Source organism: Citrobacter freundii ATCC 8090 = MTCC 1658 = NBRC 12681, from assembly GCF_011064845.1.
GTDB lineage: Bacteria > Pseudomonadota > Gammaproteobacteria > Enterobacterales > Enterobacteriaceae > Citrobacter > Citrobacter freundii.
The window spans coordinates 951,810-973,968 of the sequence record NZ_CP049015.1; the positions used below are offsets into that span (position 1 = coordinate 951,810).

16 protein-coding genes, 3 tRNA genes, 3 rRNA genes and 1 pseudogene are annotated in these 22,159 nt (G+C 50.6%); 17 read left to right on the forward strand and 6 right to left on the reverse strand.

Annotated elements, in window-relative coordinates; genetic code table 11:
* Nucleotides 1-38: 38 nt before the first annotated feature.
* The 7 genes from gmhB (at nt 39) to dkgB (ending at nt 7,111) form a co-directional block, all read left to right on the forward strand.
* Nucleotides 39-605, forward strand: a complete 567-nt coding sequence (gmhB, locus tag G4551_RS04555; protein ID WP_003829138.1) for a D-glycero-beta-D-manno-heptose 1,7-bisphosphate 7-phosphatase — start codon at nt 39-41, stop codon at nt 603-605.
* A 366-nt stretch (nt 606-971) separates the two neighbouring features.
* Nucleotides 972-2,513, forward strand: a 16S ribosomal RNA gene (locus G4551_RS04560).
* 85 nt (nt 2,514-2,598) lie between these two features.
* Nucleotides 2,599-2,674 (forward strand) — tRNA-Glu (locus G4551_RS04565).
* A 219-nt stretch (nt 2,675-2,893) separates the two neighbouring features.
* A 23S ribosomal RNA gene (locus G4551_RS04570) occupies nt 2,894-5,800 on the forward strand.
* Between the two features lie 95 nt (nt 5,801-5,895).
* A 5S ribosomal RNA gene (rrf, locus tag G4551_RS04575) occupies nt 5,896-6,011 on the forward strand.
* The 16S, 23S and 5S rRNA genes sit together here with 2 tRNA genes alongside, the layout of an rRNA operon.
* A gap of 55 nt (nt 6,012-6,066) precedes the next feature.
* Nucleotides 6,067-6,143: transfer RNA gene (locus G4551_RS04580), tRNA-Asp, on the forward strand.
* 164 nt (nt 6,144-6,307) lie between these two features.
* The gene (dkgB, locus tag G4551_RS04585) at nt 6,308-7,111 is read left to right on the forward strand and encodes a 2,5-didehydrogluconate reductase DkgB (RefSeq protein WP_003838911.1); all 804 of its coding nucleotides are present in this window, start codon (nt 6,308-6,310) and stop codon (nt 7,109-7,111) included.
* A gap of 21 nt (nt 7,112-7,132) precedes the next feature.
* Here dkgB and yafC read toward each other — a convergent pair whose 3' ends face one another.
* Nucleotides 7,133-8,047, reverse strand: a complete 915-nt coding sequence (gene yafC, locus G4551_RS04590) for a DNA-binding transcriptional regulator YafC (RefSeq protein ID WP_003838909.1) — start codon at nt 8,045-8,047, stop codon at nt 7,133-7,135.
* A gap of 104 nt (nt 8,048-8,151) precedes the next feature.
* On the opposite strand from yafC, the gene G4551_RS04595 reads away from it, so the two are divergent.
* The 3 genes from G4551_RS04595 (at nt 8,152) to G4551_RS04605 (ending at nt 11,106) form a co-directional block, all read left to right on the forward strand.
* Nucleotides 8,152-9,327 carry an MFS transporter gene (locus G4551_RS04595; protein WP_003838907.1) on the forward strand — a complete coding sequence of 392 codons (1,176 nt, stop codon included), beginning with the start codon at nt 8,152-8,154 and terminating at the stop codon, nt 9,325-9,327.
* A 131-nt stretch (nt 9,328-9,458) separates the two neighbouring features.
* Nucleotides 9,459-10,259, forward strand: coding sequence for an endonuclease/exonuclease/phosphatase family protein (locus G4551_RS04600; protein ID WP_003031427.1), 801 nt, complete (start codon nt 9,459-9,461; stop codon nt 10,257-10,259).
* 76 nt (nt 10,260-10,335) lie between these two features.
* Nucleotides 10,336-11,106, forward strand: a complete 771-nt coding sequence (locus G4551_RS04605) for a class I SAM-dependent methyltransferase (RefSeq protein WP_003838903.1) — start codon at nt 10,336-10,338, stop codon at nt 11,104-11,106.
* Between the two features lie 49 nt (nt 11,107-11,155).
* On the opposite strand, the gene mltD is transcribed toward G4551_RS04605, so the two are convergent.
* Complete coding sequence (gene mltD, locus G4551_RS04610; RefSeq protein WP_003838901.1) at nt 11,156-12,514, reverse strand: murein transglycosylase D; 1,359 nt, start codon at nt 12,512-12,514, stop codon at nt 11,156-11,158.
* 71 nt (nt 12,515-12,585) lie between these two features.
* Nucleotides 12,586-13,341: a hydroxyacylglutathione hydrolase gene (gene gloB, locus G4551_RS04615; RefSeq protein WP_003031418.1), complete on the reverse strand. Its 756-nt coding sequence runs from the start codon at nt 13,339-13,341 to the stop codon at nt 12,586-12,588.
* Nucleotides 13,342-13,374: 33 nt separating this feature from the next.
* Between gloB and G4551_RS04620 the strand changes: the two genes are divergently transcribed.
* Nucleotides 13,375-14,097, forward strand: coding sequence for a class I SAM-dependent methyltransferase (locus G4551_RS04620; RefSeq protein ID WP_003031413.1), 723 nt, complete (start codon nt 13,375-13,377; stop codon nt 14,095-14,097).
* On the opposite strand, the pseudogene rnhA reads toward G4551_RS04620, so the two are convergent.
* Nucleotides 14,094-14,672: pseudogene (gene rnhA, locus G4551_RS04625) on the reverse strand (ribonuclease HI). The gene G4551_RS04620 and the pseudogene rnhA sit on opposite strands and share 4 nt — an antisense overlap.
* Here rnhA and dnaQ point away from each other — a divergent pair.
* Nucleotides 14,626-15,354 (forward strand): DNA polymerase III subunit epsilon, encoded by a 729-nt coding sequence (gene dnaQ, locus G4551_RS04630; protein ID WP_003838895.1) that lies wholly within the window; start codon nt 14,626-14,628, stop codon nt 15,352-15,354. The pseudogene rnhA and the gene dnaQ sit on opposite strands and share 47 nt — an antisense overlap.
* A gap of 134 nt (nt 15,355-15,488) precedes the next feature.
* Nucleotides 15,489-15,565 (forward strand) — tRNA-Asp (locus G4551_RS04635).
* Between the two features lie 157 nt (nt 15,566-15,722).
* Here G4551_RS04635 and G4551_RS04640 read toward each other — a convergent pair.
* Both G4551_RS04640 and G4551_RS04645 read right to left on the reverse strand, forming a co-directional pair.
* Nucleotides 15,723-16,241: a hypothetical protein gene (locus G4551_RS04640; RefSeq protein ID WP_003838893.1), complete on the reverse strand. Its 519-nt coding sequence runs from the start codon at nt 16,239-16,241 to the stop codon at nt 15,723-15,725.
* Nucleotide 16,242: 1 nt separating this feature from the next.
* Nucleotides 16,243-16,926 (reverse strand): winged helix-turn-helix domain-containing protein, encoded by a 684-nt coding sequence (locus tag G4551_RS04645; RefSeq protein ID WP_231501074.1) that lies wholly within the window; start codon nt 16,924-16,926, stop codon nt 16,243-16,245.
* A 750-nt stretch (nt 16,927-17,676) separates the two neighbouring features.
* Between G4551_RS04645 and G4551_RS04650 the strand changes: the two genes are divergently transcribed.
* The 4 genes from G4551_RS04650 (at nt 17,677) to G4551_RS04665 (ending at nt 22,159) form a co-directional block, all read left to right on the forward strand.
* The gene (locus G4551_RS04650) at nt 17,677-18,225 is read left to right on the forward strand and encodes a fimbrial protein (RefSeq protein ID WP_003838888.1); all 549 of its coding nucleotides are present in this window, start codon (nt 17,677-17,679) and stop codon (nt 18,223-18,225) included.
* A gap of 69 nt (nt 18,226-18,294) precedes the next feature.
* Complete coding sequence (locus G4551_RS04655; RefSeq protein WP_003838886.1) at nt 18,295-18,843, forward strand: fimbrial protein; 549 nt, start codon at nt 18,295-18,297, stop codon at nt 18,841-18,843.
* A 41-nt stretch (nt 18,844-18,884) separates the two neighbouring features.
* Nucleotides 18,885-21,356 (forward strand): fimbria/pilus outer membrane usher protein, encoded by a 2,472-nt coding sequence (locus G4551_RS04660; protein ID WP_003838884.1) that lies wholly within the window; start codon nt 18,885-18,887, stop codon nt 21,354-21,356.
* Between the two features lie 14 nt (nt 21,357-21,370).
* Entirely contained in the window at nt 21,371-22,159 is a 789-nt protein-coding gene (locus G4551_RS04665; protein WP_032941272.1) for a fimbrial biogenesis chaperone, read from the forward strand.

Consider the following 22,159-nt stretch of genomic DNA (forward strand, 5'->3'; position numbering starts at 1 on the left):
ATACTAGAGCCACATGCCTTATTCAGGAGCTATAAAAGGTGGCAAAGTCTGTACCCGCAATTTTTCTCGACCGTGACGGTACCATTAATGTGGACCACGGTTATGTACATGAGATCGACGAGTTTGAGTTTATCGACGGCGTTATTGATGCCATGCGTGAACTTAAAAAGATGGGTTACGCGCTCATTATTGTGACGAACCAGTCTGGTATCGCGCGTGGTAAATTTACTGAGGCGCAGTTTGAAACGTTGACCGAATGGATGGACTGGTCGCTGGCCGATCGCGATGTTGAGCTGGATGGCATCTACTACTGCCCGCATCACCCACAGGGCACCGTGGAAGAGTATCGTCAGGTCTGCGACTGTCGTAAACCGCATCCTGGCATGTTTATCTCCGCCCGAGACTTCTTGCACATCGATATGGCCGCTTCTTATATGGTAGGCGACAAAATTGAAGATATGCAGGCGGCGGCAGCTGCAAATGTTGGCACGAAGGTATTGGTGCGCACAGGCAAACCCGTCACGCCGGAAGCAGAAAATGCGGCAGATTTAGTCATAAATAGTCTGGCAGACCTGCCAATGGCGATAAAAAAGCAGCAAAAGTAAGCGTTGTGGGTAAAAGGTGAGCGGTTGAAACAAAAATGCATTTTTCCGCTTGTCTTCCTGAGTCGACTCCCTATAATGCGCCTCCATCGACACGGCGGATGTGAATCACTTCACACAAACAGCCGGTTCGGTTGAAGAGAAAAACCTGAAAATGAGGGTTGACTCTGAAAGAGGAAAGCGTAATATACGCCACCTCGCGACAGAGCGCTAAAGCGCGTCGCAACTGCTCTTTAACAATTTATCAGACAATCTGTGTGGGCACTCGAAGATACGGATTCTTAACGTCGCAAGACGAAAAATGAATACCAAGTCTCTGAGTGAACATACGTAATTCATTACGAAGTTTAATTCACGAGCATCAAACTTAAATTGAAGAGTTTGATCATGGCTCAGATTGAACGCTGGCGGCAGGCCTAACACATGCAAGTCGAACGGTAGCACAGAGGAGCTTGCTCCTTGGGTGACGAGTGGCGGACGGGTGAGTAATGTCTGGGAAACTGCCCGATGGAGGGGGATAACTACTGGAAACGGTAGCTAATACCGCATAACGTCGCAAGACCAAAGAGGGGGACCTTCGGGCCTCTTGCCATCGGATGTGCCCAGATGGGATTAGCTAGTAGGTGGGGTAACGGCTCACCTAGGCGACGATCCCTAGCTGGTCTGAGAGGATGACCAGCCACACTGGAACTGAGACACGGTCCAGACTCCTACGGGAGGCAGCAGTGGGGAATATTGCACAATGGGCGCAAGCCTGATGCAGCCATGCCGCGTGTATGAAGAAGGCCTTCGGGTTGTAAAGTACTTTCAGCGAGGAGGAAGGCGTTGTGGTTAATAACCGCAGCGATTGACGTTACTCGCAGAAGAAGCACCGGCTAACTCCGTGCCAGCAGCCGCGGTAATACGGAGGGTGCAAGCGTTAATCGGAATTACTGGGCGTAAAGCGCACGCAGGCGGTCTGTCAAGTCGGATGTGAAATCCCCGGGCTCAACCTGGGAACTGCATCCGAAACTGGCAGGCTAGAGTCTTGTAGAGGGGGGTAGAATTCCAGGTGTAGCGGTGAAATGCGTAGAGATCTGGAGGAATACCGGTGGCGAAGGCGGCCCCCTGGACAAAGACTGACGCTCAGGTGCGAAAGCGTGGGGAGCAAACAGGATTAGATACCCTGGTAGTCCACGCCGTAAACGATGTCGACTTGGAGGTTGTGCCCTTGAGGCGTGGCTTCCGGAGCTAACGCGTTAAGTCGACCGCCTGGGGAGTACGGCCGCAAGGTTAAAACTCAAATGAATTGACGGGGGCCCGCACAAGCGGTGGAGCATGTGGTTTAATTCGATGCAACGCGAAGAACCTTACCTACTCTTGACATCCAGAGAACTTAGCAGAGATGCTTTGGTGCCTTCGGGAACTCTGAGACAGGTGCTGCATGGCTGTCGTCAGCTCGTGTTGTGAAATGTTGGGTTAAGTCCCGCAACGAGCGCAACCCTTATCCTTTGTTGCCAGCGGTTCGGCCGGGAACTCAAAGGAGACTGCCAGTGATAAACTGGAGGAAGGTGGGGATGACGTCAAGTCATCATGGCCCTTACGAGTAGGGCTACACACGTGCTACAATGGCATATACAAAGAGAAGCGACCTCGCGAGAGCAAGCGGACCTCATAAAGTATGTCGTAGTCCGGATTGGAGTCTGCAACTCGACTCCATGAAGTCGGAATCGCTAGTAATCGTGGATCAGAATGCCACGGTGAATACGTTCCCGGGCCTTGTACACACCGCCCGTCACACCATGGGAGTGGGTTGCAAAAGAAGTAGGTAGCTTAACCTTCGGGAGGGCGCTTACCACTTTGTGATTCATGACTGGGGTGAAGTCGTAACAAGGTAACCGTAGGGGAACCTGCGGTTGGATCACCTCCTTACCTTAAAGAACCTGCCTTTGTAGTGCTCACACAGATTGTCTGATGAAAAGTAAATAGCAAGGCGTCTTGCGATTGAGACTTCAGTGTCCCCTTCGTCTAGAGGCCCAGGACACCGCCCTTTCACGGCGGTAACAGGGGTTCGAATCCCCTAGGGGACGCCACTTGCTGGTATGTGTGAGTGAAAGTCGCCGACCTCAATATCTCAAAACTTACCTTCGGGTGACGTTTGAGATATTTGCTCTTTAAAAATCTGGATCAAGCTGAAAATTGAAACGACACACTGTTTCATTTCTCCGTAATAAGAAATGAAAAGCGGTGTGTTCGAGTCTCTCAAATTTTTGCAAGTCGATGATGTTTTACGAAACATCTTCGGGTTGTGAGGTTAAGCGACTAAGCGTACACGGTGGATGCCCTGGCAGTCAGAGGCGATGAAGGACGTGCTAATCTGCGATAAGCGTCGGTAAGGTGATATGAACCGTTATAACCGGCGATTTCCGAATGGGGAAACCCAGTGTGATTCGTCACACTATCATTACGTGAATACATAGCGTAATGAAGCGAACCGGGGGAACTGAAACATCTAAGTACCCCGAGGAAAAGAAATCAACCGAGATTCCCCCAGTAGCGGCGAGCGAACGGGGAGCAGCCCAGAGTCTGAATCAGCTTGTGTGTTAGTGGAACGGTCTGGAAAGTCCGACGGTACAGGGTGATAGTCCCGTACACCAAAATGCACAGGTTGTGAACTCGAAGAGTAGGGCGGGACACGTGGTATCCTGTCTGAATATGGGGGGACCATCCTCCAAGGCTAAATACTCCTGACTGACCGATAGTGAACCAGTACCGTGAGGGAAAGGCGAAAAGAACCCCGGCGAGGGGAGTGAAAAAGAACCTGAAACCGTGTACGTACAAGCAGTGGGAGCCTCTTTATGGGGTGACTGCGTACCTTTTGTATAATGGGTCAGCGACTTATATTCTGTAGCAAGGTTAACCGTATAGGGGAGCCGAAGGGAAACCGAGTCTTAACTGGGCGTTAAGTTGCAGGGTATAGACCCGAAACCCGGTGATCTAGCCATGGGCAGGTTGAAGGTTGGGTAACACTAACTGGAGGACCGAACCGACTAATGTTGAAAAATTAGCGGATGACTTGTGGCTGGGGGTGAAAGGCCAATCAAACCGGGAGATAGCTGGTTCTCCCCGAAAGCTATTTAGGTAGCGCCTCGTGAACTCATCTTCGGGGGTAGAGCACTGTTTCGGCTAGGGGGTCATCCCGACTTACCAACCCGATGCAAACTGCGAATACCGAAGAATGTTATCACGGGAGACACACGGCGGGTGCTAACGTCCGTCGTGAAGAGGGAAACAACCCAGACCGCCAGCTAAGGTCCCAAAGTCATGGTTAAGTGGGAAACGATGTGGGAAGGCACAGACAGCCAGGATGTTGGCTTAGAAGCAGCCATCATTTAAAGAAAGCGTAATAGCTCACTGGTCGAGTCGGCCTGCGCGGAAGATGTAACGGGGCTAAACCATGCACCGAAGCTGCGGCAGCGACACTATGTGTTGTTGGGTAGGGGAGCGTTCTGTAAGCCGTTGAAGGTGTATCGTGAGGTATGCTGGAGGTATCAGAAGTGCGAATGCTGACATAAGTAACGATAATGCGGGTGAAAAACCCGCACGCCGGAAGACCAAGGGTTCCTGTCCAACGTTAATCGGGGCAGGGTGAGTCGACCCCTAAGGCGAGGCCGAAAGGCGTAGTCGATGGGAAACAGGTTAATATTCCTGTACTTGGTGTTACTGCGAAGGGGGGACGGAGAAGGCTATGTTAGCCGGGCGACGGTTGTCCCGGTTTAAGCATGTAGGCGGAGGTTCCAGGTAAATCCGGTACCTTTTTAACGCTGAGGTGTGATGACGAGGCACTACGGTGCTGAAGTAACAAATGCCCTGCTTCCAGGAAAAGCCTCTAAGCATCAGGTAACACGAAATCGTACCCCAAACCGACACAGGTGGTCAGGTAGAGAATACCAAGGCGCTTGAGAGAACTCGGGTGAAGGAACTAGGCAAAATGGTGCCGTAACTTCGGGAGAAGGCACGCTGATATGTAGGTGAAGTGATTTACTCATGGAGCTGAAATCAGTCGAAGATACCAGCTGGCTGCAACTGTTTATTAAAAACACAGCACTGTGCAAACACGAAAGTGGACGTATACGGTGTGACGCCTGCCCGGTGCCGGAAGGTTAATTGATGGGGTTATCCGTAAGGAGAAGCTCTTGATCGAAGCCCCGGTAAACGGCGGCCGTAACTATAACGGTCCTAAGGTAGCGAAATTCCTTGTCGGGTAAGTTCCGACCTGCACGAATGGCGTAATGATGGCCAGGCTGTCTCCACCCGAGACTCAGTGAAATTGAACTCGCTGTGAAGATGCAGTGTACCCGCGGCAAGACGGAAAGACCCCGTGAACCTTTACTATAGCTTGACACTGAACACTGGTCCTTGATGTGTAGGATAGGTGGGAGGCTTTGAAGTGTGGACGCCAGTCTGCATGGAGCCATCCTTGAAATACCACCCTTTAATGGCTGGTGTTCTAACGTGGACCCGTTACCCGGGTTGCGGACAGTGTCTGGTGGGTAGTTTGACTGGGGCGGTCTCCTCCTAAAGAGTAACGGAGGAGCACGAAGGTTAGCTAATCCTGGTCGGACATCAGGAGGTTAGTGCAAAGGCATAAGCTAGCTTGACTGCGAGAGTGACGGCTCGAGCAGGTGCGAAAGCAGGTCTTAGTGATCCGGTGGTTCTGAATGGAAGGGCCATCGCTCAACGGATAAAAGGTACTCCGGGGATAACAGGCTGATACCGCCCAAGAGTTCATATCGACGGCGGTGTTTGGCACCTCGATGTCGGCTCATCACATCCTGGGGCTGAAGTAGGTCCCAAGGGTATGGCTGTTCGCCATTTAAAGTGGTACGCGAGCTGGGTTTAGAACGTCGTGAGACAGTTCGGTCCCTATCTGCCGTGGGCGCTGGAGAATTGAGGGGGGCTGCTCCTAGTACGAGAGGACCGGAGTGGACGCATCACTGGTGTTCGGGTTGTCATGCCAATGGCATTGCCCGGTAGCTAAATGCGGAAGAGATAAGTGCTGAAAGCATCTAAGCACGAAACTTGCCCCGAGATGAGTTCTCCCTGAGACTTTAAGTCTCCTGAAGGAACGTTGAAGACGACGACGTTGATAGGTCGGGTGTGTAAGTGTAGCGATACATTGAGCTAACCGATACTAATGAACCGTGAGGCTTAACCTTACAACGCCGAAGATGTTTTGGCGAAAGACAGACATCACATTCAGCTTGATACAGATTACATCAGAACGCATAAAGCGGTCTGATAACAGAATTTGCCTGGCGGCTGTAGCGCGGTGGTCCCACCTGACCCCATGCCGAACTCAGAAGTGAAACGCCGTAGCGCCGATGGTAGTGTGGGGTCTCCCCATGCGAGAGTAGGGAACTGCCAGGCATCAAATTGCAGTAAACCGGGATGAAGAATCCGGGTAGTGACAAAGAAATTCGGTGGAGCGGTAGTTCAGTTGGTTAGAATACCTGCCTGTCACGCAGGGGGTCGCGGGTTCGAGTCCCGTCCGTTCCGCCACTTATTAAGAGCCCTGAGCATTAGCTCAGGGCTTTTTCTTTGCCTGCAGTTTAATTATTGCTACATCCGCAAAAATCCTCTGCATTTATCACTCTTTTTCTATAAAGAGCTGGAAGTCATAATCCTCTTAGTTGATGAACATAGTGATTAAAAAGAGGAATTCTATGGCTATCCCTGCATTCGGTTTGGGTACTTTCCGCCTGAAAGACGACGTGGTTATCGCTTCTGTTAAAACGGCGCTTGAGCTGGGCTACCGTGCTGTCGACACTGCGCAAATCTATGATAATGAAGCGGCTGTTGGTCAGGCGATTGCTGAAAGTGGCGTACCGCGTAACGAACTGTACATCACCACCAAGATCTGGATTGAAAATCTCAGCAAAGAAAAACTGATCCCAAGTCTGAAAGAAAGCCTGAAGAAACTGCGTACAGATTATGTTGATTTGGTGCTGATCCACTGGCCATCTCCAGGAGATGCTGTATCTGTTGAGGAATTCATGCTGGCGCTGCTCGAAGCAAAACAGCAGGGACTGACTCGTGAAATTGGTATCTCAAACTTCACCATTGCGCTGATGGAAAAAGCCATTGCCGCAGTAGGCACAGACAATATTGCGACCAACCAGATTGAGCTTTCTCCGTATCTTCAGAGCCGTAAGGTGGTTGACTGGGCGAAAGCACACGGTATCCACATCACCTCTTACATGACGCTGGCTTACGGTAACGCGCTGAAAGATGAAGTGATTGCGCACATTGCCGCTAAACATAACGCGACCCCGGCGCAGGTTATTCTGGCATGGGCAATGGGGGAAGGTTACTCCGTAATTCCTTCTTCTACCAAACGTGAAAACCTGGCAAGCAACCTGCTGGCGCTGGAACTGCATCTGGATGCCGAAGATAAAAAAATGATCGCGGCACTGGACTGCAACGATCGTCTGGTCAGCCCGGAAGGTCTGGCTCCTGCCTGGGATTAATTGCCCGATCCTGTGTATCCCTTACCCCTCTTTTACAGCTCCTTCGGGAGCTGTTCTTATATATTCACTTAAAAAGTCTATAAATGCACGAATACGTGTACTGACCGCACGATCGCTGTAGTAAACGGCGCTGAAAGGCATTTTTACCGGCAGACGTTTATCGGCCAGCAGTTCCACTAGCTCTCCCCGCGCGATCTCTTTATCTATCATATAATCTGAAAGACAGGCGATGCCGTTGCCGTTCAGGCAAAGCTGTTTTAGCGTTTCCCCACTGTTGGAAGAAATGCCACACTCGACCTCATGCAGCTGTCCGTCGCTACAGGCAATCGGCCAGGTATTGAGCGAAACCGGTTCGGAAAACCCCAGACACAGATGCTGTTTTAACTCCTCGACGGTCTCTGGTCTACCAAAACGGGCAATGTACTCCGGTGAGGCAATAATCTTGCGATAGCTGGTAAATAACGGACGCGCACGTAGACTCGAGTCAGTCAGTGTACCCGCTCGTATAGCAACATCCACTTTTCGTTCAATAAGATTGATGAATGTTTCCGAGGAGACGAGAGACAACGTCATCTCGGGATACCGCTCCCGGAACGGTTTGATTAGCGGCATCAGGAAATGCAACATCACCGGTGTTGCTGCGTCGATGCGCAGCAGGCCGCGCGGAGTATTACGCGACTCCATGATTTCCGTTTCTGCTGCAGCCATCTCTTGCAGTATCTGCTGCACCCGCCTGAAGTAGCGCTCTCCTTCCTCAGTGAGACTTAGCTGTCGGGTCGTTCGATTAAGCAAACTGACGCCCAGTTTCATCTCCAGCTTTTTTACTGCCCGACTGACCGCGGAATTGGCTTGTCCAAGCTGTTCTGCCGCCCGGCTAAAGCTGCCGCTTTCCACTACCGCTACAAAAATCGCAAGTTCTTCAGAGGTTGCTTTCATTTTTGCACCTGACGCAAAATTATATTGAGATTTTGAATATTTTTGTCATTAAAACATCCAGGCATACTGCGTGTCATCTGATTACTGATGTTACGGAGTTATTTATGCCTCTCGCTTTATTTGCACTAACAATTAGTGCCTTCGCTATAGGCACTACTGAGTTTGTGATTGTTGGTCTGGTGCCGACCATCGCTCAACAACTGGCGATCTCGTTACCTTCCGCCGGGATGCTGGTTTCCATCTATGCGCTGGGTGTGGCGATTGGCGCACCGGTACTGACCGCTTTGACCGGACGCCTGCCACGTAAACAGTTACTGGTTGCGCTGATGGTTCTGTTTACGGCGGGGAATTTGCTGGCATGGCAGGCTCCCGGGTATATGACACTCATTGTCGCTCGTCTGCTGACTGGGCTGGCACACGGCGTATTCTTCTCGATTGGTTCTACCATCGCGACAAGTCTGGTGCCAAAAGAGAAAGCGGCCTCCGCCATCGCTATTATGTTTGGTGGCTTAACGGTGGCGCTGGTAACCGGCGTGCCGCTGGGTACGTTTATTGGTCAACACTTTGGCTGGCGCGAGACTTTCCTTGCGGTATCAATGTTAGGCGTGATTGCACTGATCAGTAGCCAGTTGTTGATCCCCGCCAATATTCCCGGTCGTGCAGCCGCCAGCATTCGCGACCAGGTGAAGGTGCTGACTCATCCCCGTCTGTTGCTGATTTATGCCGTTACGGCACTGGGCTACGGCGGTGTATTCACGGCATTCACCTTCCTGGCACCGATGATGCAGGATCTGGCGGGATTCTCTCCGGCAGCAGTAAGCTGGATCTTACTGGGTTACGGTGTTTCAGTGGCTATCGGTAATATCTGGGGTGGTAAGCTGGCGGATAAGCATGGTGCCGTTCCTGCGCTGAAATTCATTTTCGCCGCGTTGTTTGTTCTGTTGATGGTTTTCCAACTGACGGCTTCTACGCAGTATGCCGCGCTGGCTACCATCCTGGTAATGGGGATCTTTGCCTTTGGTAACGTACCGGGGTTGCAGGTCTACGTGGTACAGAAAGCGGAACAATTTACGCCTAATGCTGTAGATGTGGCGTCAGGGTTGAACATTGCGGCGTTTAACATTGGCATTGCACTGGGTTCAGTGATTGGTGGACAAACGGTCGAGCATTATGGTCTGGCGCAGACGCCGTGGATTGGCGCACTTATTGTCCTGGTTGCTTTCCTGCTGATGGGACTCAGCGGTCGTCTTGATAAGCCCGCGCGCGTTGCTTTGGGGTAAATCATTGATGTAAGCGCCCACTTACAAAACAAACTGCAATTGTTCGTTGAAAGTGAGTGCTAAAATCCCTATAACAGAAGAACCAGTCCGGCTGCGGACTGGTTGACGTTACAGAGGTTTGAAAGTCTAAAGTGCGAAAAAACACCTATGCCATGCGTTATGTTGCCGGACAACCCGCCGAGCGGATTTTACCGCCGGGGTCGTTTGCGCATATTGGACAGGCATTACCCGCAGGCGTTCCGTTAAGCAGTGAAGATCGCATTCGCGTGCTGGTATGGAATATTTTTAAACAGCAGCGCGCAGAATGGCAGTCGGTGCTGAAGAATTTTGGCAAAGATGCGCATCTGGTGTTATTGCAGGAAGCACAAACCACGCCAGAACTGGTGCAGTTTGCGACCGCTAACTATCTTGCTGCCGATCAGGTTCCGGCCTTTGTGCTGCCTCAGCATCCCTCTGGCGTCATGACGCTCTCTGCTGCTCATCCTGTTTACTGCTGTCCATTGCGCGAGCGTGAGCCTATTTTACGGCTGGCGAAATCGGCGCTGGTGACGGTGTACCCGTTGCCTGACACTCGGCTGTTAATGGTGGTGAATATCCACGCGGTTAACTTTAGCCTTGGCGTTGATGTCTATAGTAAGCAGTTACTTCCTATTGGCGATCAGATTGCTCATCACAGCGGTCCGGTGATCATGGCCGGCGATTTTAATGCCTGGAGCCGTCGACGGATGAATGCGCTGTACCGCTTTGCGCGTGAAATGTCGCTGCGCCAGGTTCGCTTTACTGACGATCAGCGCCGCCGTGCGTTTGGTCGCCCTCTCGATTTTGTGTTCTATCGCGGTCTGAACGTGAGTGAAGCCTCTGTGCTGGTCACCCGCGCATCCGATCACAACCCGCTACTCGTTGAATTCAGTCCCGGCAAACCTGAACAATAACGGTGTGTCAGGTCTGCCATAGGGCAGGCCTGTGATGGTTGCCCTTCATATTTCTCAACAACCGAAGGACAACACCATGACAACACGCTCTCACCATGACAACGTCGAAAAACAGTTTGGCTCTCAGGCTAATGCCTATTTAACCAGTACGGTGCACGCCTCTGGCCGTGACTTGCAACGTCTGGGGGAAAGGTTGTCGGCATTTCCACAGGCTCGCGTATTGGATATGGGATGCGGAGCAGGGCACGCCAGCTTTGTGGCCGCGCAACACGTAAAGCAGGTCATGGCTTATGATTTATCGTCGCAGATGCTTGAAGTGGTTGCTAAGGCGGCAAAAGACCGAGGTCTGGATAATATCGCCACACGGCAGGGGTATGCTGAAAGCCTGCCATTTGAAGATAACGTATTTGATGTGGTGATTAGCCGCTATTCCGCGCATCACTGGCATGATGTCGGGCGCGCGCTGCGGGAAGTGAACCGCGTTCTGAAGCCCGGTGGTGTACTGATTGTGATGGATGTGATGTCGCCTGGTCACCCAGTACGTGATATCTGGTTGCAAACCGTGGAGGCGTTACGCGATACCTCACACGTACGCAACTATTCCAGCGGAGAGTGGTTGTCGTTAATCAATGACGCCAATCTGATTGCCGATACCTTGTTAACCGATCGTTTGCCGCTGGAATTCAGTTCGTGGGTGGCGCGGATGCGTACGCCTGCAGCGTTGAGCGACGCGATTCGTGCCTACCAACAAAGTGCCTCTGCACAAGTGAAAGACTACTTTGCGTTACAGGAAGATGGCTCGTTTACCAGCGATACGATAATGGTTGAGGCACATAAAGCGGGATAAATAAAAAAGGCACTGGGGGGAAACCAGTGCCTTCATTTCTACAATGCTATCAGGAGTCCGGCATGTCGTTGTTTTTCACAAACAACGTTAGCTGATCGCCTGGCTGTAGATTATTCGTATCGCTGTTCCAGCGCATCACATCCTTGATGTTAACCCCGTGGCGTTTGGCAATACTCGAGAGCGAGTCGCCTTTACGCACACGATAGGTGATGCTATCGCTGTTGTTCGCCAGTCGCTGTGCGCTGCTACCAGCGCCCACCGTCAGATTCTGGCCTACCTTCAGCGACGACCCGCGCAGATTATTCCACTGCTTAAGGTCATTGATGCTCACGCCAAGACGTGAAGCGACGCCAGAAAGCGTATCGCCAGAGCGAACTTTGTAGCTACGGCTGTTCAGCGGCGTGTTATCCGCGACCAGCGTTGACTGCACTGCTGCAATTTCGCCTGAAGCCAGAGACTCACGCAGCTTCTCTGCATGCTTCTTTGGCACCATCACATATTGCGGGCCGCTGGCACCCAACGTGGAGCCTTTCACGCCTGCATTGAAGGTCTTCAGCTTGCTGACGGAAATACCCGCCATATCGGCAACCTGAGTCATCTCAACCGGGCTACTCAGGCGAACACGTGCCAACGCGCGGCTTTCGTCTGTTGTTGGCAGACGTACGCCATAGCGTTTGCTGTTTTTGAGTATATCGCTCAATGCCAGCATTTTGGGCACGTATAGCTTTGTTTCCTGAGGCAATGGCAACGACCAGAAGTCAGTGGGTTTACCACGAGCTTTGTTCGTTTTGATTGCCTTCATGACACGACCTTCGCCGCTATTATAAGCAGCAACGGTCAGCAGCCAGTCGCCATCAAACATCTTGTTCAGACGCTGCATCATGTCCAGCGCGGCGGTGGTGGAAGCCACAACGTCGCGACGTGCATCATAACTGCGGGTCTGTTTTAAACCATAATTGCGCCCCGTGCTCGGAATGATCTGCCAAATACCTGCGGCATTGGCGCCAGACGTTGCGTGAGGATCAAAAGCGCTCTCCACTATGGGTAGTAGTACCAGTTCCATAGGCATGTTACGTTTCTTAACCTGCCCGGCTATCCAGTACATATACGGCTCTGCCCGTAAAGTTACATCGTGGAGATAGCTCTTATTGCGTAAATACTTCTGTTTCTGTTCGCGAATCCGGCTGTTTTCCGGAATTCCCATCTTTAGCTCGTCACCAATGAAAGCCCACAAATCTTGATCAGCAGCGATAGATGTTCCGTCGTCCATCCATCGCGCCTGACTTGTAAACTTTCCTGCTTCCCCTTGACCAGCTGCAGAAAGGCTCTGTGCGTGTTGTTGGACGTTACCAGTATTCTGGCACCCAACAAGCAGGACAGAGGCGAGTAATATCGCTTTTGCCTTCATGTGTGTGTCAATAGTTGCTTAAAAGACGACCGATCATAACGGCGAAGTTTTCAAAAGGCAACCCGGAATTGTCAGAACGTATCTTTCTTTGACCTTAACCAGGCAAAACGCTCCTCAGGTTGTTGCAATATTGTTTCTTTGTTAATTTCATTAATTAAATCAATATCTTCTGTTCTTAAAAAAAGATTATTTCGCCGCTCATTTTTCAGAATTACGGGTAGTGTCATTTGTTTTTTTACGCGTAACTCATTAACTTTACGATAATATTCATTTATGAACGAATCGTGCGGGAGAATGCTTAAGGCAAACTTCATGTTTGCTAATGTGTACTCATGTGCGCAACAAATTAATGTATCGTCAGGAAGGGCGTTGATTTTTTTAAGTGATTGATACATTTGGGTTGCGGTGCCTTCAAAAAGTCGACCGCAACCGCCAGAAAAGAGTGTGTCACCACAAAATAAGTAAGGGTGGCTAAAGTAACAGATATGTCCTAAAGTGTGACCCGGAGTAGCAATTACCCTAAATTCATGCCCCAAAACGAGTGCAATATCGCCATCTTCGACTATGTGTGTCGTTCCCTTATCTTGCGTTTCAGCCGGTCCGTATACCACTATTTGTGGGAAATGCTGCAGAAGTTCTTTCACTCCGCCCACGTGATCCTGATGATGATGGGTTAGCAGAATGGCTTCAGGCACCCAGTTATGCTCTGCAATGGCTTTCAGAACAGGAGCCGCTTCACCCGGGTCCACAATCAGACAATGCTGGTCATTATTTGACAAGACCCAGATGTAATTGTCCTGAAATGCAGGAATACTGTTAAGATTCATATATTACCTCTAAATGCGTAACGGAAGGTTGTGATGAAACCGGCAAGGATCCCTCAAACTGTCGTAGCGCCCGTTAGCTGGGATGATCTGCCCTGGGGCGAACACTATCGTGAGGCGCTGGAGTATCAGCTTAACCCGTGGTTCGCAAAAATGTACGGTTTTCATCTGCTTAAGGTTGGTAATTTAAGCGCAGAAATCGATTCCGAAGCGTGCGCGGTTTCTCATCAGGTAAATGTTTCTTTGCAGGGTTCTCCCATGCAGGTGACGGCCGATCCTTTGCATCTTCCCTTTGCCGATAAGTCCGTGGATGTCTGTTTATTGGCCCATACGTTACCGTGGTGTTCCGATCCGCATCGCCTACTGCGTGAAGCCGATCGCGTGTTGATTGATGACGGTTGGTTGATTTTGAGCGGTTTTAACCCGGTAAGCCTGATGGGTTTGCGTAAACTGGTGCCCGTATTGCGTAAGACATCGCCCTATAACAGTCGGATGTTTACCCTCATGCGTCAATTGGACTGGCTATCATTACTGAATTTTGAAGTGCTGCACTATAGTCGTTTTCATGTTCTGCCCTGGAATAAGAAGGGCGGGAAAATGTTAAGCACCCATATCCCCGCGCTGGGCTGTTTACAGCTGGTGGTTGCGCGCAAGCGAACCATTCCGCTTACACTCAACCCGATGAAACAAAATAAAAGCAAAACGCCTATCCGTCATGCCGTTGGCGCGACCCGGCAATACCGTAAACCGGACGCTTAAGCCTCAGTCTGATACCCAATATCATCCTGAGTCGGGCTCATGGCCGCGGTGCGCGCAAGCTCATCGCAGCGTTCGTTTTCCGGATGGCCCGCATGGCCTTTAACCCATTCCCATTTGATTTGATGAGGGCCTAAAGCGGCATCGAGACGCTTCCACAGATCGACGTTCTTCACTGGTTTTTTATCTGCTGTTTTCCAGCCACGCTTCTTCCAGTTGTGGATCCACTGCGTAATGCCCTGGCGCACATACTGGCTGTCCGTGCTGAGTATCACTTCACACTGTTCTTTCAGGGCTTCCAGCGCAACGATTGCTGCCATCAGCTCCATGCGATTATTAGTTGTAAGGTTGTAGCCTTCGCTAAAGGTTTTTTCGCGCCCGCGATAGCGTAAAATCGCCCCATAACCACCCGGTCCTGGATTTCCCAGGCAAGAACCATCGGTGAAAATTTCTACCTGTTTAAGCATCTCTGGTAGACTTCCTGTTTTAGCAAATCGAAATCAAACGATAAGTCTGACATAAATGACCGTTATGAGCACTGGAATTACACGACAGATCGTCCTCGATACCGAAACCACCGGTATGAACCAGATTGGCGCCCACTATGAAGGCCACAAGATCATTGAGATCGGTGCGGTTGAAGTGGTGAACCGCCGCCTGACCGGCAATAACTTCCATGTTTACCTGAAGCCGGATCGGCTGGTGGACCCGGAAGCGTTCGGCGTACACGGAATCGCAGACGAATTCCTGCTTGATAAACCCACGTTTGCTGATGTAGCCGACGAATTTCTCGACTACATTCGCGGCGCGGAGCTAGTCATCCATAACGCATCGTTCGATATCGGTTTTATGGATTACGAATTCGCGAAGCTCAGGCGGGATATTCCGAAGACGAACGAATTCTGCAAAATAACCGATAGCCTGGCGCTGGCGAGGAAAATGTTTCCTGGCAAGCGAAACAGCCTTGATGCGTTGTGCTCGCGCTATGAGATAGACAACAGTAAACGAACCCTGCACGGCGCATTGCTTGATGCCCAGATTCTGGCCGACGTTTATCTGATGATGACCGGCGGGCAGACCACGATGGCGTTCTCAATGGAAGGCGACAGCCAGCAGAGGAATGACACGGGGATCCAGCGTATTGTGCGCCAGTCCAGCAAACTACGTGTTGTTTTCGCCACTGATGAAGAGTTAGCGGCCCATGAGTCACGCCTTGACCTGGTGCAGAAGAAAGGCGGAAGTTGCCTCTGGCGGGCATAGTTTGTACATTTACCGTATGAAAATGGCCATTCGGGTGATTTTTGCAGCAAACGATTAAAAAACGTGAGAAAAAGCGTTGACGAGGTGCGAGGCAATCCGTAATATTCGCTTCGTTCCCAAGCGGAACACAACGCGGAGTGGTAGTTCAGTTGGTTAGAATACCTGCCTGTCACGCAGGGGGTCGCGGGTTCGAGTCCCGTCCATTCCGCCACTATTCAGAAAGCCTGAATCAGCAATGATTCAGGCTTTCGTCGTTATTAACCCGCCAAAAATAATAATCTCATTCTCACGTTCTATCGACCGCGCCCGTGCTTTCGGGTGGGCAACACATCAGGTCATCCTTAACCCGACGCATATCCAGAAGGCGATTAACTTGCGAAGTGATTCATCACGCAGGCGAAGCGGGGTGAAAAGTTATCGCCAATAAGAACCGTTTCCTCATTCAGGTGCTTTAGCATATACAGCTTGTCGGCACGTTCGTAAGCGTCAAAGAAAAGATAATCTATAGCATCCGTTGCTTCATCATCCGGGGATTTTTCGCGTCCGTCGGGGGTGAGCATAAAAACGCCGGCGGTATGGCCGAGTGGTCGGGCATAGCGAAAGAACAGTTTTCGGTTAACAGCAAACTCGCCATCATCACTTTTGAGTTTCCCTTGTACTGACAATGAGAGGTGTCCAGAGTTGTAGCTGGTGATCAGCATTATTCCGTGGAGTTCCTTTTTGGTGTTTTGGATGTCGAGTATCGACGTGAATTCCGAGGAACAGGAAAAACTGATTTCTTGTTTTTTCGCATTCCCGGCGATAATAAAAAAAGCGATAGTCGCCAGCCCAAAAATGGCAATCACGACTGACCATAGTAAAGGAGAGTGATCGCTTTCCTGCTTCATATCATTCCTCATGATGGCGATACTGGCTGATGCAATGGTAATAGCCGAGGTTTAGCCCGCATTCAGCGGCAAATGACCACTCAACCAGATTATGGTTGCTCGCCCAGGTATTGAGATACAGATCTTTTGGATACGAACAGTTAGGGTTAATACCCACGGACTTGAAAATATCCAGCGCTTTTTTTTCGGTAATGGTGTCGGTGAGGGCGTTTCCTAATATATGCACACGGCACTGCTCGTAGTCGATAGTCCGCAGGATCGCCGCGTCCGTCATAGCGATTTTATTGGGTATCCATGTTAACCACGCTGTCGCCAGCACGGCGATGCCGGTAATTAACGTTGTTATCGTGACAGGCCACAGGTTTCGTTTCTTTTTCCTGGGCATCAATGCAACATTGGCTATTCTGGTGGGTGCTTGTGCTTCCTCCAGTTGCTGAATATTGATACTGGCGTCGCCCATCCGAAATCCTATTCGCGGAATGGTGACGATCAGTTCTGCAGGATGGCCCGTAGACGTTATTGCCTTGCGCAGAAATGAAATGTGCTGATTGAGATTAGCATCCGTCGCTCTGGCGCCATTATGCTGGAAAACATTCTGCAGAATTTCATCGCGCGAGGATATCTCTTTACCATTTTGCAACAGATAGAGCAGTAATTGTGTTGCCACATTATTCAATGTGGTCATTTCACCAGACGCCAGGTCTTTTAGGGTATTTTTATGTGGTCTGAAAACTAAGCCATCACCAATAATTACGGATTTGATTTTGTTTATTGGTATATGAGAAATCACTGATGTCTCCTTTAAAGCAGGATATCTCGCATTCGAGTGGGGGAAGCAATAGCATAACATAATTCATTTATAAAAAATGATTGTACCATAGAACTCTTTATTAATATTTATATAACAATCTTTTAATATATCTAATAGAATCCTCCTATGTCCTTCCTCTCTTTCACTATCTTATTGTCATTACTCGCTTTTGATACCTAATTTCATTTTTACAAAACTTTCATAAATACATTTTGCCTGTTCTTCTGGCTAAATAAAAAAATATTTGATAGATAAAAACTCTATAAAAACCATAAATAATAGCAATTAACACTGGGTGTGGTATGTTTTTTGGCTGTTTTTTAGGTAAACGATCGCTCGACAGACTGTGTTACAACACGATTCCCTGAGTTTGATTAATACCGGATTTTTGCATTGTGTCATTTTTTCGTCGACTTAATATAAGTCCCGAAACAGCGTAAACACCTGTGGACGGTATTTCAGATGGAATACCAATGAAGTTCAAAATACGGGGTGGCTTGAGATGGATTGTTTGCAAGGATATGCACTACCGCCACCTGCAGATCAGGATTTCCCTTGCATTGATTGTCTGCGGAAATAGATCGTCGGAATAACCAAAAAAAAGATATAAGGTTAAGTAGTAATATGAAAATGAAAAACGTGGCTGTGGCCTGTGCGCTGATGGCGGGAATGACTTTTACTGCATCTTCTGCTTATGCTGCAAAAAATGTTGAACCGACTAACGGTAAAATTCACTTCACTGGTTCTCTGGTTAATTCCGCATGCGGTCTGGCCCCAGAATCCAGCCCGGTGCAGGTAAATTTTGGTGAAATCCCAACCTCTCAGTTAAAAGACAACCAACGTGCAGGCGTTAAGCATGCCAAAATCGTGCTGCAGGGCTGTGATACGACCGTCGCGAAAACGGCTACTGTGACCTATACCCCGGCAACAATTGATTCAGATAACAGCGCGCTGGCCGCGTTCACCTCGGGTACTGCAAAGGGTGCGGGCATCGGTATGGTTGACAGCGGCAACCAGGACGTGGAATGGGGCAAAGCGGCCTCTCAGGTCAACATTACCGATGGCGAAACCGACATTGATTTCGTCGCTTACCTGCAGGCAAACAACGCATCTGCAGCGGTAACTCCGGGTGATTTCGAATCTACCGTTAATTTCCAGATCGACTACCAGTAACGATCTGCAGCAGGCGCAATTATGCGCCTGCCTAACCCTTCCTGCGAATAACTGAAAGGAAATGCGGTGATGCCTGGATGGCGTATTTTACTGCTTTTTATCTTTATATCGCCTGCATGGGTTTTGGCTGACACTCATCGTCTTGTCAGTACGCCCGGCAAAATGCGCATGCGGGGAAATATTATTGAAGCTGCCTGTTATGTCGATCCGCGCGACCGGTCGCTACTGGTTGAATTTGATGATCTCTCAGCCAGAGATATTTCCGGTAAACCTGAAAAAGTATCTGCGCATGATTTCAGCATTCATTTGCTGGGATGTTCCCTTGGGGATTCTCAACATCCGGGGAGTCTGTTTCAACGCGCCAATATTACCTTTTCCGGCGCACCCGATAGTGACAATCCTGATTATCTGAGCGTGCAATCGGAAACTGAAAATTTAGCGATAGAAATATATGACGGCAAAGGACAGCAAATTCATCTGGGTGAGCCATCACCGGACTATGCGCTTAACCCAGGGAAAAACACGCTCAATTTTACGGCTTATTTGATCTCCCGCGACGGAAGAATGACATCCGGCGAATTTACTGCGGTCACGCATTTTGTTGTGAATTATCTCTGAGCTGCACTGCAATTCGGGTATCTGAAGGTTTGCGAACGAAAATGATCACGCTGAAAACAGATAAAAAACGTCTGGCGCTTTTTATTGCTCTGGTCTGTGCCTCTTCATTTGTTGAAGCGGATGAGGCCATTGAATTTAATACCGACGTACTGGATGCCAGCGACAGGCACAATGTCGATTTGCAGCGTTTTTCCGAAGGCAACTTTGTGACTCCCGGAGAATATCTGCTGGATGTTCGTATTAACAGCCAGGAGATCCCTCAGCAGTCGATTCGTTATATCGTCGACCCTGCCAACCCGCATAAATCCATGGCCTGTCTGACGCCACAACAACTTGAATTACTGGCGCTCAAAGAAGAGGCGCTGACCTATATTCACCCGATCAGCGCGGCCTGCTATGACATTTCCCGCCTGCCGGGTGTGGTGCTGAATAATAGCGCCGGCGTACTGGACATTACCGTGCCTCAGGCATGGATGAAATATACCGATCCAGACTGGACGCCGCCGGAGCGTTGGGATAACGGTGTCGCAGGGCTAATTTTTGACTACAGCGTTTCAGGCCAGGCCACACATTACGAGCAGGGCGGCGATCGTTATCGCTCTCTGTCTGGCTATGGGCAGACTGGCTTTAACCTCGGCGCGTGGCGTTTTCGTGGCCAGTACCAAGCCAATTACGCTTCGGATGAGAACCGAGGGCGAATCGATTGGGATCAGATCTATGCCTATCGCCCGTTACCGATGCAGGCGGCAAAACTGACGCTCGGCGAAATCTACCTGAATTCTCAGGTTTTTGATTCGGTACGTTTCACCGGGGCGAACCTCGCCAGCGACGAACGCATGCTGCCGCCGAATTTGCAGGGCTACGCGCCCGAAGTACATGGCATCGCGCGCAGCAATGCGAAGGTCACTGTCAGTCAGCAGGGGCGTGTTATCTATCAAACCACCGTTCCTGCGGGGCCATTTAATATTCAGGATCTGCACGGCTCGGTACGCGGCACGCTGGATGTTCGCGTCGAAGAGCAGGATGGCAGTGTACAAACCTTTCAGGTCAATACGGCCGATATTCCTTACCTGACGCGCCCGGGCTATGTTCGATACAACGCCGCGGTCGGTAAGCCATCGCGTTATAACCACGACGTCCAGGGGCCTGCGTTTTATAGCGGTGATTTTTCCTGGGGGGTCAGCAATGCGTGGTCGCTGTATGGCGGCGCGTTGCTCACTGGCGATCGTTATAACGCCTGGTCGATGGGGATTGGGCGGGATTTGAGCTGGCTGGGTGCGCTGTCGGCTGACGCGACGCAATCCGTGAGTCGGGTGAAGCATCAGGCTGAACAAAAAGGGATGTCCTTTAAGCTCAGCTATGCCAAAACCTTTGATGAGTACAACAGCGCCATCACCTTTGCTGGTTACCGCTTTTCACAGCGTAACTTCCGCACCTTCTCGCAGTTCCTTGACGAGCAGTATGAAAATAACAACAGCGCCGGCAACGAAAAAGAGATGTACACCATCACCGGTAACAAGACCTTTTTTGCTGACGACCCGCAATTAGCGACCACGCTGTACCTGACCTATACCCACCAGAATTACTGGGATCGTGGCTCTCAGGATCGTTACGGGTTGTCGATGGGGCACAGCTTTTCGTTCGCAGGCATTCAGGGGATCAGCGCCAACCTTGCTGCTTACCGCTCTGAGTATCAGGGCAAACGGGACGACAGCCTTTCGCTGTCCATTTCTGTGCCATGGAGCGATGGCCGCTCCATGGATTATGAAGTGCAAAACAGCGGCAACCAGACCAGTCAGATGGTTTCGTATTCCGATAACCGCGACCGTAACAATCCATGGCGACTGCGCGCAGGGGTTTCCGGTGAAGGGCACACCGCGTTTGATGGTTACTACAAGCATCGCAGCATGATGGCTGAGCTTGAGTCTAACGTCAGCTGGCAGCAATCACGTTATTTCTCCGTTGGCGGCACGATGCGCGGCGGCTTTACCGCAACGCGTCACGGCGCGGCGCTGCATAACAGCCAGGCGTCAATGAATACCGCCAGGGTGATGGTTGATACCGACGGTGTGGCGAATGTACCGCTGAACGGTGAACAGGCGCACTCAAACCGCTTCGGTATTGCCGTCGTACCGGACGTCGTCAGCTATCACAGCTTTGATACCCGTATCGATGTGGACGCAATGGACGAGGATATTTCCGCGACCAAAGCCATCGTCACCAACACCCTGACGGAAGGCGCGATTGGTTATCAGCGCTTCGTCGTGGCGCAGGGGCAAAAAATGATGGCGCTGCTGCGCCTGAAGGATGGCTCTGTACCGCCGTTTGGTGCCGAAGTGTTTAACGCCAACGGTGTCAGCGTCGCCATGGTGATGGAAAACGGCATGGCCTGGATTGCGGGTGTGAATCCAGCTGAGCGTCTTTCTGTTGCCTGGGGCGGTCGTGCTCAGTGTCACTTACAGGTGCCGCAACAAATCAACCCGGAAGGTAACGTGCTGTTGCCTTGTGAATAATTTCAATAACCTGAATGAATTTTGTCATGAAAAATCAAGCTTTTTACTCCGTGCAGCGTTGGCTGAAACCCGTGGCCTGCGGTCTGCTTTTTATTGCAGAGATCAACGCCTCATGGGCGGGTATCGCACTTGACCGTACCCGCCTGATCATCACCGGTGATGCGCGCTCTGTCAGCGCGAACTTAACCAACACCAGTCCGAGCATTCCGTTTCTGGCTCAGTCGTGGGTGGAAGACGCCAATGGAACAAAAATTACTTCGCCGCTGATGGTTTTACCGCCGCTACAACGGATTAACGGCGGGCAAAAGGGCATTGCACGTGTGACGAAAACCAGCGGTATTAACGCTCTGCCACAGGATCGAGAAAGTCTGTTCTACCTGAACGTGCGCGAAATTCCGCCCAAGCCGGATAAGCCGAACGTGCTGCAGCTGGCGATGCAGTCGCGTATCAAACTGTTCTACCGTCCGACCGCCATCGTGCCGGAAACACCGGGCGCCGTGTGGCAAAACCAACTGGTCTTTCATAAGCAGGGCCTGCGCTGGAGTGTGGATAACCCAACGCCGTACTTCGTCACCTTGATCGGCTTAAGCCGCAAACCTGAAGCTCAGGGCGGCGACAGGCTGACTGACTTCCCTGGGGTTATGGTTTCACCAAAGTCATCTCGCGATTTCAGCGTGACCGACGGCAGCGTTAGCCAGTTCAGCATGATGTATGTGAACGATTTTGGCGGTCATCCCGAATTGAAATTCAGCTGCACAGGCAATGTGTGTAAAGCATTGCCAATGGAGCAACAGCCCCGGTAA

What these genes read in the sequence shown, in the direction of transcription:
- dkgB (WP_003838911.1), top strand. Translation starts at nt 6,308, where the DNA reads ATGGCTATCCCTGCATTCGGTTTGGGTACTTTCCGCCTGAAAGACGAC.
- yafC (WP_003838909.1), bottom strand. Translation starts at nt 8,047, where the DNA reads ATGAAAGCAACCTCTGAAGAACTTGCGATTTTTGTAGCGGTAGTGGAA.
- G4551_RS04595 (WP_003838907.1), top strand. Translation starts at nt 8,152, where the DNA reads ATGCCTCTCGCTTTATTTGCACTAACAATTAGTGCCTTCGCTATAGGC.
- G4551_RS04605 (WP_003838903.1), top strand. Translation starts at nt 10,336, where the DNA reads ATGACAACACGCTCTCACCATGACAACGTCGAAAAACAGTTTGGCTCT.
- mltD (WP_003838901.1), bottom strand. Translation starts at nt 12,514, where the DNA reads ATGAAGGCAAAAGCGATATTACTCGCCTCTGTCCTGCTTGTTGGGTGC.
- gloB (WP_003031418.1), bottom strand. Translation starts at nt 13,341, where the DNA reads ATGAATCTTAACAGTATTCCTGCATTTCAGGACAATTACATCTGGGTC.
- G4551_RS04620 (WP_003031413.1), top strand. Translation starts at nt 13,375, where the DNA reads ATGAAACCGGCAAGGATCCCTCAAACTGTCGTAGCGCCCGTTAGCTGG.
- dnaQ (WP_003838895.1), top strand. Translation starts at nt 14,626, where the DNA reads ATGAGCACTGGAATTACACGACAGATCGTCCTCGATACCGAAACCACC.
- G4551_RS04640 (WP_003838893.1), bottom strand. Translation starts at nt 16,241, where the DNA reads ATGAAGCAGGAAAGCGATCACTCTCCTTTACTATGGTCAGTCGTGATT.
- G4551_RS04645 (WP_231501074.1), bottom strand. Translation starts at nt 16,926, where the DNA reads ATGACCACATTGAATAATGTGGCAACACAATTACTGCTCTATCTGTTG.
- G4551_RS04650 (WP_003838888.1), top strand. Translation starts at nt 17,677, where the DNA reads ATGAAAATGAAAAACGTGGCTGTGGCCTGTGCGCTGATGGCGGGAATG.
- G4551_RS04655 (WP_003838886.1), top strand. Translation starts at nt 18,295, where the DNA reads ATGCCTGGATGGCGTATTTTACTGCTTTTTATCTTTATATCGCCTGCA.
- G4551_RS04660 (WP_003838884.1), top strand. Translation starts at nt 18,885, where the DNA reads ATGATCACGCTGAAAACAGATAAAAAACGTCTGGCGCTTTTTATTGCT.
- G4551_RS04665 (WP_032941272.1), top strand. Translation starts at nt 21,371, where the DNA reads ATGAATTTTGTCATGAAAAATCAAGCTTTTTACTCCGTGCAGCGTTGG.